We start from the raw sequence: 12,633 nt of genomic DNA, 5'->3' as shown, positions 1-12,633 counted from the left end.
CTACCTCCTGGACCTCTCGCGGACCGTTCCGCTTCGGAAGGATGACACACACCGGCCGCGACGCCTCAACACGTTCGGCCACGAAGACGTAGTTTCGGCCAGTGTTCGCGCCGGCGTGACGCAGACCACGCACCGCATGCCTGGACCTCGAGTGCGGTTGAGGAACCAGACTCGTCGGCAGATCGGTTCCGGCCGATCGTCCGGGCCACAGGATCCGGACGCGCCCCTGCCGCCCACGTACACCCCGGCAGGGGCGCACTGCCGTCGGCACCCGTCGGTAGGCTTTCGTCCATGCAGCCGAGCCTCGCACCCGATGTGGCCGCCGCCAACACTCTCACCGGAAAATGGTGTGCCGCAGCGGGTTCCGGGGATTTCGTCCTGTCCGGATGCGGAATCTGGCCGCTGCTCGCACTACTGGCCGCGGCGGCCGGCGAACCGGCCCGCGGCGAACTCACCGCGGCGACCGGCCTTCCCGCCGCATCCGCTCACGCCGCCGCGGTCACCCTGCTGCGCCGGATCGAGGCCGCCGAATCAATGCGCGCGGCACTCGGCGTGTGGGTGCGCGACGATATCGCGCTGCGCGACGAATGGATCCGGGCGCTGCCTCCGGCCACGATCGCCGCGCTGCGCGGACAGGACGGACTCGACGAGTGGGCACGTCGCCATACCGACGGCCTGATCGATCGCTTCCCCGCCCGGATCGGCGCGGCGACGGCGCTCGCGCTGGCGACCGCCGTCGTCGCCCGCACCGCCTGGCGGCAGAGCTTTCACGCCGATGTGCTGGAACCGTCGAGCGGCCCGTGGCGTGGACACCGCGGACCTGCCCTCGCCCGGTACAGCACCGGCCTCGGCGACGCCGCAGTGCTGACGGCCGGCACACCGGTTTCACGCGTCGTGGTGCGTGGTGCGTCCGATCTGGATGTGCATCTGCTGCTCGGCGAGGAGGGGGACACCGCTCCGGTGGTACTGGCCGCGGGGCTGGGGGCACTCGACGGTTCGGTGGAAACCCACCAGCCCGGCCTGGGCACCGCCGCCCCCGGGCTCGAGGTGCGGACGGTGACCGCCGTATCGGACACCCTGCGAATCCAGGTGCCGCCCTTCGCTGTTCGATCCACCCACGACCTGCTGCGCGATCCGGAGTTGTTCGGACTGACCGCGGCGACCACCGCGACGGACAACCCCTTCCCCGGCCTCTCACCGGTCGCGCTCCGGGTGACCGCGGCGGCCCAGGACGTCTGCGCCCGATTCACCGCCGACGGTTTCGCGGCCGCAGCCGTCACCGGGGTTCTGATGGAACCGACCGGCATGCCACCGGCGCCGGCCGATGCCCTGATGATCGCAGTGAACTTCGACCGGCCCTTCGGCTTCCTCGGCGTCCACCGTCCCACCGGACTGGCGATCGTGGCCGGTTGGGTCGCCACCCCCACGCCGTGAACCGGCCCAGATGCGGGCGGTCCGGCACGCGCGGGTCTGCGCCACGGTGCGATGATGGCCGGATGTCCGAACCGGTGGCGCCCGAACGCAGCGCGCACGAGACGGAGCCGGAGGAAGCCGCCGCACCGCGTCTGCTGGACTGGATCCGCATCGCCGTCCTCGCGGCCGGGGTGCTGTGCGTGCTGACCGGATGGCTGCCGCGGGCCGACGCCGAGGCGAATATGCGCCGGATCGGACCGCTGCTGCTGTTTCTCGGCAGTGTGATCGTGCTGGCCCACCTGGCCCGGCGCGCACAGGTTTTCGACGTCATCGCCCATCGAATCGCGATCGCCGGGCGGGGACGCTATCCGGCGCTGTTCGTGCTCTGCGTCGGTTTCGCGGCCCTGACGACGATGGTGCTCAACCTCGACACCACCGCGGTCCTGCTGACACCGGTCATGCTGGCCTTGGCCAAGCCCGCGCGCATTCCACCGCTGCCGCTGGCGATGACCACATTGTGGCTGGCGAACACCGCCAGTCTGCTGCTGCCCGTATCCAACCTCACCAATCTGCTCGCCGCCGACCGGATCGGCCTCGATGCCACCGGCTTCGCGGCCAGAATGTGGCTGCCGCAGTTGATCTCGCTCATCGCGACCATGGCGGCGCTGTGGATCTGGTACTGGCGACGCGGCCGGCGCGGCACCGATCGCTACCTGGCGCCCGCCCCGATCCGGCTGCGCAACACCCGGGACCGGGCGCTGTTCGCGACGGCCGGGGGCGCCTGCGCGCTGTTCGTCCTGGCGATTCCCTTCGTCGGCGACCACATCGGCTACGCCGCACTCGCCGCGGCGGTCCTCGCGATCGCCGGATTCGCCGTGTTCGACCGCAGCGCGCTGCGCCCGTCGCTGATCCCGTGGCAGCTGCTGATCTTCGTGATCGGACTGTTCCTGGTCATCCCGACCTTGGGCCGGTACGGGCTCTCGGATCTGATGGCCGCGCTCATCGGCACCGATTCCGGCACGGCCGGGGCCTATCGCGCTGCCGGTGCGGGCCTCGGCCTGTCGAATATCGTCAACAACCTGCCCGCCTACACCGCCGGTGAGGCGGTGATACCGCCCGACCACCGAAACCAGTTGCTGTCCTTGCTGATCGGCACGAACGTCGGCGCGATAGCCACGCCGTGGGCCTCGCTGGCCACGCTGCTGTGCCTGGAGTTCTGCCGTTCCCACGCGGTCCGGGTGCCGCCGGTCCGGTTCGTGTGCACCGGGCTGGCGCTGGCCGTGATCGCGACCGCGGGTGCGGTGGGCGGCGTTCTGCTCACGGGCTGACCACAGCGAGCACCACCTGCCGCACGGATTCTCGCAACCTTTCGCTCTGCCCTTCGCGCACCGCGGAAAGGGCGTAATCGCTGCCCAGCATGCCGAACAGCAGGTGGCCGACCCCCTCGGCGTCGAGATCCGGACGCGCCTCGGTCAGCAGCTTCGTGATGTGCTCCGCCCAGGTGGCGTGGAATTCGGACGTGCGCGGATGCGGGGGCACGCTGCGGTAGGCCGCGACCATCAGTTCGACGTTGTCGGCGACCATCGTGGCCATCGCATCGAAGAAGGCGAGCAGCCGCTCCCCCGCAGGCGCGCCGGGGCCCAGCGGCGGCGGGCCGTCGGTGATCGCCGCCCGCAGTGTTTCGGCCGGTTCGGCGACCATCGCGTGCAACAGTCCCGCGCGCGAGCCGAAACGATGAAACACCGTGCCCTTGCCGACTCCCGCCGCGGCGGCCACCCGGTCCATGGTCACCGCCTCGGCCCCACCTTCGGCCAGCAGCGCCCGCGTCGCATCGAGGATCGCGCGACGGTTGCGCGCCGCATCGGCTCGTTCTCTGCGCTGCTGCGCCACTGCCCACTCCAGTCCCGTTGACAAACTTGACCGACGGTCCATATTCTTCCGGGCGAAGTATCTGGACCGTTAGTCAAGTTATGAGGTCGATATGCAGGCAATCGTAATGACCGGGGTCGGTGGACCGGAGGTCCTCGTCGCGCGCGAGGTGGGCGAGCCCAGCCCCCAGCCCGGCGAGGTGCTGATCCGGGTGGAGGCGGTCCCGGTGCTGTACCCGGAGACGATGTTGCGGTCGGGCATGTTCCCGACACCGACGCCGACCCCGGCGGTCTTCGGAACCCAGGCGGTCGGGGTCGTCACCGCCGTGGCCGAAGACGTCGCCCCGGAATGGAAAGGGCAGCGGGTCCTGGTGGCGCGCAACGACTTCGGCAGTTACGCGGAATGGATGTGCGCCCCCGCCGAATCCGCGGTCCGCGTACCGGACGGATTGGCGAGCGATGCCGCCGCGGCCGTGGCGATGAGCGGATCGGTGGCACTGGCCCTGCTCGAGGCCGCGGCACTCACCGGTACCGACACCGTTCTGATCGAAGCCGCGGCCACCGGAATCGGCGGCTACCTCACCCAATTGGCCGCCCGATCCGGCGCCGCACACATCATCGCCACCGCCGGCGGCGCGGCCAAAACCGAGCGCGCCCGCGAACTCGGCGCGCACACGGTCGTCGACCACCGCGATCCGGATTGGCCGCGCCGGCTCGGCGAACGCCTCGAAAACGCCACGGTGGACGTGGTTTTCGACTCGATCGGCGGCGAGAGCGCCGCGGCCGTCCTCGATGTCATGACCCCGTTGCGAGGCCGTATGCTCGGATACGGCTGGCTGTCCGGCGCTCCCGCCCAGGTCACGACGATGGACCTGATCATGCGCGGGCTCACGTTCACCGGATGCTCCGGAGCGCAGTGGCTGGCCGGGGTGGCGGCGAAGCGGGCGGCGGCGTTCGAACTCGCCGCCGCCGGTGATCTCACCGTGCTGATCGACAGTGTGCTACCGCTGGCGGATGCGGCCGAGGCCCATCGGCGGGTCGACGAGCGTACGACCTTCGGCACGATCGTCTTGCGCCCCGGGACCGTCTGAGCGGAGGACCCGGCTCACTTCGGTTGTGCCAGACAGAATGTCGTCTGCGGGTCCGACAATGTGATCACACTGTCGGACTCCGGGCCGCACAGCGTGTCGTCGGCCTGTCCGTCGATGCGCTGGGCGACCCGGAAACTCGCCTCCGAGGATGTGCAGTCGGCGTACTTGTAGCCGCTGAGCGGCGAATCCGCATAGCACAGTCCCGTTTTGAAATTCGGCGCCAGGCACAGATACGCCAGCGTGCCGCCGTTGAGGGTTTCCTCGTACGAGGTGAAATCTGCCCCGCACTCGACCTTGGCGTCGTGCACCTGCGCCACCTTGTAGACGGCTTTGTCGGAGGTGCAGGCGACCGGTGCGGTATCGGAATCGACGGCCGAGGCGTTGATCACGTTGATGCAGTCGCCCACCTTCGCCCGGGCGGTGTCGGATTTGTTGTGGTCCTTGGCGACCTGAACACCCTTGTCGACACCTTTTTCCACCGCCGAGCAACCGGTCGTGGCCAGGGTCGCCGCCGCGACGATCGCCGGGGCGAGACGCAGTGCCGTACGCACTGTCGCCGAATTGAACCGCATCCGTTCCACCTTTTCTAGGTCAAGTGACCGGAACAGTATGCGGGCGCGGCGGGCATCCGGGAAATTTGACGGATTTGTCCGAATCTGACGGGCATGTCGCGAATACGACTCAGCCCGTGATCTCCCATTCGCGGATCGTCAGCTCGGAGGCGCCGGTGGTGTGAATGGGATCGGTGAACACCAATTCCCGTGCGGCCGAGAGGTTCTCGGCCAGCACCAGATAGGCGCCGCCGCTGCCGTCGGTGAATCGGCCGGTGCAGTCCAGCTGTCCTCGCGCGCGCACATCGGCCAGCCATTCGCGGTGCGGTTCGATGACCGCGTCGGTCCACGCCGAGGTGCGCATCGCGAGGACGAGGTATTTGATCATCACGCCCCGCTGTCGCGGCGGGTGGCGGCCGCGGCGGCGCGCACCTGGTCGGCCAGCGTCACGATGCGGCCGAGCACGCCGTTGACGAACGCGGGCGAATCGTCGGTCGACAGTTCCTTCGCCAGCTCGACGGCCTCGTCGACCGCCACCACCGGCGGAACATCGTTGGCGTGGAACAACTCCCACACCGCCACCCGCAGAATGGCGCGGTCCACCGCGGGCAGCCGCCCCAGGGTCCAGTCCTGCAGATAGGACTCGATGGTGCCGTCGACGCGATCCAGATCGTCGGCGACGCCTTCGACGAGGGTGCGGGTGTAGGGATTCACCGGGGCGACCTGTTCGTCGCGACCGGCCAGGTCCAGGCGCTCCGCGACCAGGTCGGCCGGGTCGATGTCGCGCGCCTCGGCCTCGAAGAGCAGATCCACAGCCCGGCGGCGGGCCTTGTGCCGGGCTCCGAGTTTCTTGTGGGTGGACTTCTTGTCCACGGGCTGATCAGCCACGATCACCATTATCCCGTTCGCAGTGTCGACGGCGGCGCGAGCGATACCGGAAAGCCGATACGCGCGCGCCGCCCATGGTTCCGGCGCCGGGCCGGTGGATCCGGAGGATCAGGCGTTGACCCGGCCCAGATAGCCGCCGTCGCGCGAGTCGATCTTCAGCTTGTCGCCGACGTTGATGAACAGCGGCACCTGCACCTCGGCACCGGTCTCCAGCGTCGCGGGCTTGGTGCCGGCGCTGGAGCGGTCGCCCTGCAGGCCGGGCTCGGTGTGGGTGACCTCGAGTTCGACGGTGACCGGGAGCTCGACGTACAGCGGCGCGCCCTCGTGCGTGGCGACCTGCACGGTCATGTTCTCCAGCAGGAAGCCGGCGCCCTTACCGATGGTCTGCTCGTCGATACCGATCTGGTCGAAGGTCTGGCCGTCCATGAAGATGTAGTCCGACCCGTCGTGGTACAGGTAGGTCATGTCCCGGCGGTCCACGGTGGCGGTCTCCACCTTCACGCCGGCGTTGAACGTCTTGTCGACCACCTTGCCGGACAGCACGTTCTTCAGCTTGGTCCGCACGAACGCGGGACCTTTACCCGGCTTGACGTGCTGGAACTCGACGATCTGCTGGAGCTGACCGTCGATCTTCAGCACGAGGCCGTTCTTGAAGTCGCTGGTGTCCGCCACTGTCCTCGGATCTCCTTGTTAGTACTGTTCGACGTTCTGTAGGCCGGGCCGTAGGGACCGGCCCGTTGGGGCAGCCGGGGTCAGTCGACCACGGTGAGGTCTTTGGTGGTGTGGGTGAGCAACTCCGGACCCCCCGCACGAACCACGAGCGTGTCCTCGATGCGAACTCCGCCGCGGCCGGGGAAATACACACCTGGCTCGACGGTCACCGCCACGCCATCCAGAAGTGTACCGGTCGCGGTTTTGGCGACCGGAGGCGCTTCGTGGATCTGCAGTCCGACGCCGTGTCCGAGGCCGTGCACGAACAGGTCGCCGTGCCCGGCCGACGCGATCACCGAGCGGGCCGCAGCATCGACCGCCGCGCACGGCACACCGGGTGCCAGCGCCTCGCGGCCGGCCCGCTGCGCCTCGTATACGAGCTGGTAGATCTCGCGCTGCCAATCTGTCGGCTCGCCCAGCACCAGGGTGCGCGTCATATCCGAGTGGTAGCCGCCGACCACCGCGCCGAAATCGAGCTTCACGAAATCGCCCGCCGCCAGCACCGCGTCGGTCGGGCGATGATGCGGCACTGCGGAATTGGCACCGGCGGCCACGATGGTCTCGAAGGCGATCGCGTCGGCGCCGTGCTCGAACATCAGCCACTCCAGCTCGCGGGCGACCTGGCGCTCGGTGCGGCCCGGACGCAGTCCCCCTCGTTCCAGCAGGGTCGCCAGCGCGGCGTCGGCGGCCGCGCACGCCGCCCGCAGCTGCTCGATCTCGTAGTCGTCCTTGACCGTGCGCAGTTGTTCGACCAGACCGGGCGCGGGGACGAATTGAAGGCCGCTGCCCTGCTCGACGAAGCCGCGGTGCTGGTCGACGGTCACGACGTGACTTTCGAAGCCGACGCGGCCGATCTGCCATTCCCCGGCCAGTTCGACCAACCGGCGCGCACTGGCGCGAGCGATCTCGGCGTGCACGTCGGGTACCTGGTCGCCGACCTGGGTGATGTAGCGGCCGTCGGTGCAGATGACCGTCCGCTCGCCGTCCTCGCCCACCTGGCTGCCGTCCCAGGAGTGCACGAGCAGGGCGGCGTTGGAGCCGGTGAAGCCGGTCAGGTACCGGATATTCACCAGATCGGTCACCAGCAGGGCATCGACCCCGTTCTCCACCAACAGGTCTCGCAACCCGGCCCGACGCGCAGCGTGGTCGGGGCGCCGGGCACCGTCATCAGCAGACATGGCTGCCACGCTACCGCTGTCGTATTGCGAGGCCGTCACGCAGTCACCCGCGACCCCGTCCGCGACCGGCGGCGGGGCGGTGTTACTCGTCGCGTGTTCACAACTGTTGCGGTTGTCCACATTTCAGGTTCGCGGGGCCGGGCGGGCACGTGCCGCGAGCGACGATGAGTGCATGACCACCACCGCCTATCTCGCACTGATCGTCTGGTGCGTCGCACTCAGCGTGATCGACATTCGGACCGGGCGACTGCCCGACGTGCTCACCCTGCCGGGTGCGGCGGTGGTGCCGGTGCTCGCGGCATCGACCGGCCGGGCCGGCGCGGCGATCGCCGGTGCGCTGCTGCTCGCCGTGCCGTACCTACTGGTGCATCTCGTCGAGCCGGCGGCGTGCGGGGCGGGAGATGTGAAGCTGGCGCTCGGCACCGGCGCCGCCGCGGCGGTGGGCGGGCCGTCCTGCTGGGTGTGGGCCGCGATCGGCGCACCCCTGCTGACCGCTTCGGCCGGACTCGGCGCGCTGGTCGCGATGCAGGTCGCCGCCCGCGCCTCCCGCGCGGTCGGCGCCGGCGGCAGGCCGATCGCGCACGTCCGAGACGGCACCGCGATCCGTGCCGCGCATCCCGGTGACCGTCCGGCCGCGGCCCGAGATTCGAACCGTCGCCATGGTGTGTTCGGCGCCTCGATCACGGTGCCACACGGGCCCGCGATGTGCCTGGCTACCGTTGCGGCACTGTGGCCCACGGTGTAGCCGCGTGGACACCGATGTCCGGGGAACCGTTGTGACGTGGAAAGATGGAGGTCGTGTTGCGCTGGATTACTGCTGGTGAGTCTCATGGTCCCGCTCTTGTCGCCATCGTCGAGGGGATGGTGGCCGGTGTCGAGGTGACCTCGGCCGATATCGCCGCGCAACTGGCGCGGCGACGACTGGGCTACGGCCGCGGCGCGCGGATGAAGTTCGAGGCCGACAAGGTCACCGTGATCGGCGGGATCCGCCACGGCCGCACCATGGGTGGCCCCGTCGCGATCGAGATCGCCAATTCCGAATGGCCGAAGTGGACCGAGGTCATGGCCGCCGACCCGGTCGACGAGGCCGAACTGGCCGAGCTGGCCCGCAACGCCCCGCTGACGCGCCCCCGTCCCGGCCACGCCGACTACTCGGGGATGCTCAAATACGGCTTCGACGACGCCCGCAACGTGCTCGAACGCGCCAGTGCCCGCGAAACCGCCGCTCGGGTCGCCGCGGGCACCGTAGCGCGGCAGTTCCTGCGCCAGGCCCTCGGCGTCGAGGTCGTCTCCCACGTGGTCTCGATCGGCACCGCGGCCGCGCGTCCGGGTTTCGTGCCGTCCGCTGCCGATCTCGAGGCCGTCGACGCCAGCCCGGTCCGCGCATTCGACCCCGAGGCCGAAACCGCGATGATCGCCGAGATCGAGGCCGCCAAGAAGGACGGCGACACCCTCGGTGGCGTCGTCGAGGTGGTGGTCACCGGACTGCCGGTCGGATTGGGATCGTTCGTCAGCGGTGAACAGCGTCTGGATTCCCGGCTGGCCGCTGCCTTGATGGGGATCCAGGCCATCAAGGGTGTCGAGGTCGGCGACGGATTCGAGACCGCGCGGCGGCGCGGCAGCGCCGCCCACGACGAAATGCGCCCTGGTCCCGACGGGGTGCTGCGCTCCACCAACCGCGCCGGCGGCCTCGAGGGCGGTATGACCAACGGCGAAGCCCTGCGCGTGCGCGCGGCGATGAAGCCCATCTCCACCGTTCCGCGCGCGCTGTCCACCGTGGATATGGCCACCGGCGACGAGGCGGTGGCCATCCATCAGCGCTCCGACGTCTGCGCGGTCCCTGCCGCCGGTGTGGTCGCCGAGGCCATGGTCGCGCTCGTCGTCGCGCAGGCGGTGCTGGAGAAGTTCGGCGGCGATTCCCTCGCCGAGACCGTCGACAACCTCACGACGTACCAGAAGCGCATCCAGACCCGCCCGCACATCCCGGGCGTCGTGGCGTCGGAGGCATGAATGGCTGATCCCGCGCGCGGCACCGCCCGGGTCCGGCGCCCGGGACAGCCGTCGTGATCGTCCGCAGCGACCCCGGCCGGCCCAGCGTGATCCTCATCGGCCCGCCCGGGGCCGGTAAGTCGACGATCGGGCGCAAGCTCGCTCGCGAACTCGGCGTCTCGCTCTACGACACCGACGCCGGGATCGAACAGGACACCGGTCGCAGCATCCCCGACATCTTCGCCACCGACGGCGAGCCGGAATTCCGGCGCATCGAGGAACGCGTGGTGCGCCGCGCGATCCTCGCCGAACACGGGGTCGTATCCCTCGGCGGCGGTGCGATCCTGTCCGCGGCGACCCGGGAGTTGTTGCGCGGGCGCACGGTGGTGTACCTGGAGATCAGCGTGTCCGAGGGACTGCGCCGGACCGGGGCGTCGACGAATCGGCCGCTGCTCAACGGCGACGATCCGAGCGCGAAATATCGCGAACTCATGCGCGTGCGCCGACCGCTGTATCGCGAGGTGGCCTCCATCCGGATCCGCACCGACGGCCGCAGTCCCGGCCGCGTCGTCCGTGCCATCCTCACCAAACTCGGCGTCGAACCGGCCGAAACACCGGCGCCGCAACCGGATTCGACGAGTGCCGAACCCACGGGCACCCGTCGTTCCCGCCCGCGTGGGCGTCGTCGCCGCACCCGCGCCGCGGCCGACAGCGCCGCGCGGACCGCACCCGAGCCCGGTGAAACCGAAGCCGCGCAACCGGATTCGATCGAGACGGACCGTACCCAGCCGCGCCGCCGAGCCCGGCGGTCCCGCCGCGGCGGCCGCCGACACTCCCGCAACCGGACCGGCACCTCGGCCGACACGCCGCCCATCGACCCCGCCGCCGAGCGTCCCGCCCGCACGTCCGAACCGGCGGCGGCCGACACCGACGCGAAACCATCCGCCGCACAGCAGAATGCACGACCGGGACGAATCCGGCGTACCGCCACCCGCGCCGCCGGCCCTCCCGCCGCGAGTCGGAACCCCGGCCCGGCGGCGGCGCCCCATCCGGAGCCGGTGCGCCCGGTCGGCTCCGGACCGGAGCCGCTGCCGGTGCCCGCACCCGACGAAACACCTTCGCCCGCTGGACGTCTCGCGGGTGACGCCGCGCAGACCGCGCACGAAGCGGCACCCGGGGCCGGTCGGTCCCGACGCGCCCGCGCCCGCCGGGCACGCCTACGACGAGCACTAGAGGAATCGGAGCAGCACACATGAGCGAGCCCACCCGCATCGACGTCCGAACCGCCGATCCGTATCCGGTGATCATCGGCCGGGGGCTGCTGGGCGAACTGGTCGAGCAGGTCGCCCGCCATCCCGGCGTGCGGACCGTGGCGATCTTCCATCAGCCGCCGCTGACCGAGACCGCGGAGGTGGTGCGGCAGGCGCTCGCCGAGCAGGCCGTCGGCTCGCACGGTGACACCCTCGACGCGCACCGCATCGAAATCCCGGATGCCGAGGCCGGGAAGGACCTGCCGGTCGCCGGCTTCTGCTGGGAGGTGCTCGGCCGCATCGGCCTCACCCGCCAGGACGTCGTGATCAGCCTCGGCGGGGGTGCGGCCACCGATCTGGCCGGGTTCGTCGCCGCCACCTGGATGCGCGGCGTGAAGGTCGTCCACGTGCCCACCACGCTGCTGGCGATGGTCGACGCGGCGGTCGGGGGCAAAACCGGAATCAACACCGAGGCCGGGAAGAACCTGGTCGGCTGCTTCCACGAACCGTCGGCCGTGCTGGTGGATCTGGTCACCCTCGAAACGGTGCCGCCCAACGAGATCGTCGCCGGAATGGCCGAGATCATCAAGGCCGGATTCATCGCCGACCCGGTGATCCTCGACCTGATCGAACGCGACCCCGCCGCCGCACTGGACCCGAAGGGCGACGTGTTGCCGGAGTTGGTCCGCCGGGCGATCCAGGTGAAGGCCGACGTGGTGGCCGCCGATCTCAAGGAGGCGAGCCTGCGCGAGATCCTCAACTACGGTCATACCCTCGGGCACGCGATCGAACGGCGGGAACGCTACCGGTGGCGCCACGGTGCGGCGGTCTCGGTCGGCCTCGTCTTCGCGGCCGAACTCGGCCGGCTGGCCGGGCGCCTCGACGACGCGACCGCCGACCGGCACCGCGCGATTCTGGAGAGCGTCGGCCTGCCGACCACCTATGACGCCGATGCGCTGCCGCAGTTGCTCGAAACCATGCAGACCGACAAGAAGACCCGCTCGGGCATCGTTCGATTCGTCGTTCTCGACGGTCTGGCCAAGCCGGGCCGGCTGGAGGGTCCCGATCCGTCGCTGCTGGCGGCGGCGTATGCGACCATCGCCCGCGAGGACAGCCCCGTCGGCGGAATCCTGCTCTAGCACACGAAAATCCGGGCCGCGGACAGGATCCGCGGCCCGGATGAGCGGATCATTCGGCGATCAGGCCGGGGAGGCCGCCGCCGGGGGTACCGAGGATTCGCTCTTGCGCCGATCCCGGCCCACCAGGAAACGGCCGATCGCCACGCCGACCATCGCCGGAATGAAGATCATCAGCACGATGAACGAGGCACCAGCGGTCAGTTCGAACAGCAGACCGTTGTCGCCGAGATCGAACTTCGGCACGAAATCCAGCAGCCACGCCACCAGCCCGCTGCCCACACCACCGACCACACCGGCCTTCAGCCAGCGCATGGTGAGGTCGGCACCGCCGCGCTCCGGATCGGGATTGGCCCGCCGATCACTGCGACCGTCGATCAGCCCCCAGGCGACGCCCGCGACGACCAGCACGATCAAGCACACGATGCGCATCCACGAGCCGTTGGTCGGCCAGTAGATCATGCCGAAACCCAGCAGGGTTCGCAGTACGACGGTCAGCGCACCGAGGACTATGGCGCGCAACACCCACGAATTCATGTCGATCACCTTAGCCTGTGT

At 70.0% G+C, this 12,633-nt stretch carries 13 protein-coding genes and 1 pseudogene; 7 read left to right on the top strand and 7 right to left on the bottom strand.

Annotated elements, in window-relative coordinates; genetic code table 11:
• Positions 1 to 291: 291 nt before the first annotated feature.
• Positions 292 to 1,434: a serpin family protein gene (locus A5789_RS03445; RefSeq protein WP_064906062.1), complete on the top strand. Its 1,143-nt coding sequence runs from the start codon at positions 292 to 294 to the stop codon at positions 1,432 to 1,434.
• Positions 1,435 to 1,496: 62 nt separating this feature from the next.
• Positions 1,497 to 2,741 carry an SLC13 family permease gene (locus tag A5789_RS03440; protein WP_063013403.1) on the top strand — a complete coding sequence of 415 codons (1,245 nt, stop codon included), beginning with the start codon at positions 1,497 to 1,499 and terminating at the stop codon, positions 2,739 to 2,741.
• Here A5789_RS03440 and A5789_RS03435 read toward each other — a convergent pair.
• Positions 2,731 to 3,303 (bottom strand): TetR/AcrR family transcriptional regulator, encoded by a 573-nt coding sequence (locus tag A5789_RS03435; RefSeq protein WP_227463135.1) that lies wholly within the window; start codon positions 3,301 to 3,303, stop codon positions 2,731 to 2,733. The genes A5789_RS03440 and A5789_RS03435 overlap by 11 nt on opposite strands.
• A gap of 91 nt (positions 3,304 to 3,394) precedes the next feature.
• On the opposite strand from A5789_RS03435, the gene A5789_RS03430 reads away from it, so the two are divergent.
• Positions 3,395 to 4,372, top strand: coding sequence for a zinc-binding dehydrogenase (locus tag A5789_RS03430; protein ID WP_064906057.1), 978 nt, complete (start codon positions 3,395 to 3,397; stop codon positions 4,370 to 4,372).
• Between the two features lie 14 nt (positions 4,373 to 4,386).
• Here A5789_RS03430 and A5789_RS03425 read toward each other — a convergent pair whose 3' ends face one another.
• The 5 genes from A5789_RS03425 to A5789_RS03405 form a co-directional block, all read right to left on the bottom strand.
• Positions 4,387 to 4,944 carry a hypothetical protein gene (locus A5789_RS03425; RefSeq protein WP_104364371.1) on the bottom strand — a complete coding sequence of 186 codons (558 nt, stop codon included), beginning with the start codon at positions 4,942 to 4,944 and terminating at the stop codon, positions 4,387 to 4,389.
• A 109-nt stretch (positions 4,945 to 5,053) separates the two neighbouring features.
• On the bottom strand, positions 5,054 to 5,311 hold the full coding sequence (locus A5789_RS03420; RefSeq protein WP_064906055.1) for a YciI family protein: 258 nt from the start codon (positions 5,309 to 5,311) through the stop codon (positions 5,054 to 5,056).
• On the bottom strand, positions 5,311 to 5,820 hold the full coding sequence (gene nusB / locus A5789_RS03415) for a transcription antitermination factor NusB (RefSeq protein WP_063013411.1): 510 nt from the start codon (positions 5,818 to 5,820) through the stop codon (positions 5,311 to 5,313). Before nusB ends, A5789_RS03420 begins: the two co-directional genes overlap by 1 nt.
• A 99-nt stretch (positions 5,821 to 5,919) precedes the next feature.
• Entirely contained in the window at positions 5,920 to 6,483 is a 564-nt protein-coding gene (gene efp, locus A5789_RS03410) for an elongation factor P (RefSeq protein WP_063013413.1), read from the bottom strand.
• A gap of 80 nt (positions 6,484 to 6,563) precedes the next feature.
• Positions 6,564 to 7,700 (bottom strand): Xaa-Pro peptidase family protein, encoded by a 1,137-nt coding sequence (locus A5789_RS03405; RefSeq protein WP_063013415.1) that lies wholly within the window; start codon positions 7,698 to 7,700, stop codon positions 6,564 to 6,566.
• Between the two features lie 172 nt (positions 7,701 to 7,872).
• Here A5789_RS03405 and A5789_RS03400 point away from each other — a divergent pair, with 172 nt between their 5' ends.
• The 4 genes and pseudogenes from A5789_RS03400 (at position 7,873) to aroB (ending at position 12,078) form a co-directional block, all read left to right on the top strand.
• Positions 7,873 to 8,445 (top strand): A24 family peptidase, encoded by a 573-nt coding sequence (locus A5789_RS03400; RefSeq protein WP_064906053.1) that lies wholly within the window; start codon positions 7,873 to 7,875, stop codon positions 8,443 to 8,445.
• Positions 8,446 to 8,489: 44 nt separating this feature from the next.
• Positions 8,490 to 9,710 (top strand): chorismate synthase, encoded by a 1,221-nt coding sequence (gene aroC, locus A5789_RS03395; protein WP_063019646.1) that lies wholly within the window; start codon positions 8,490 to 8,492, stop codon positions 9,708 to 9,710.
• 56 nt (positions 9,711 to 9,766) lie between these two features.
• Positions 9,767 to 10,282, top strand: a pseudogene (locus tag A5789_RS37625) (shikimate kinase); the annotation flags it as partial.
• Positions 10,283 to 10,941: 659 nt separating this feature from the next.
• Complete coding sequence (aroB, locus tag A5789_RS03385) at positions 10,942 to 12,078, top strand: 3-dehydroquinate synthase (protein ID WP_064906051.1); 1,137 nt, start codon at positions 10,942 to 10,944, stop codon at positions 12,076 to 12,078.
• 60 nt (positions 12,079 to 12,138) lie between these two features.
• Here the strand turns inward: aroB and A5789_RS03380 are convergent, their stop codons facing one another.
• Positions 12,139 to 12,612, bottom strand: coding sequence for a B-4DMT family transporter (locus A5789_RS03380; protein WP_030513968.1), 474 nt, complete (start codon positions 12,610 to 12,612; stop codon positions 12,139 to 12,141).
• Positions 12,613 to 12,633: the final 21 nt, after the last annotated feature.

Source organism: Nocardia sp. 852002-51101_SCH5132738 (assembly GCF_001665695.1).
Taxonomy (GTDB): domain Bacteria; phylum Actinomycetota; class Actinomycetes; order Mycobacteriales; family Mycobacteriaceae; genus Nocardia; species Nocardia nova.
The sequence above is the reverse complement of the archived record's forward strand: the minus strand, read 5'-3'. Positions and strand labels throughout refer to the sequence as shown.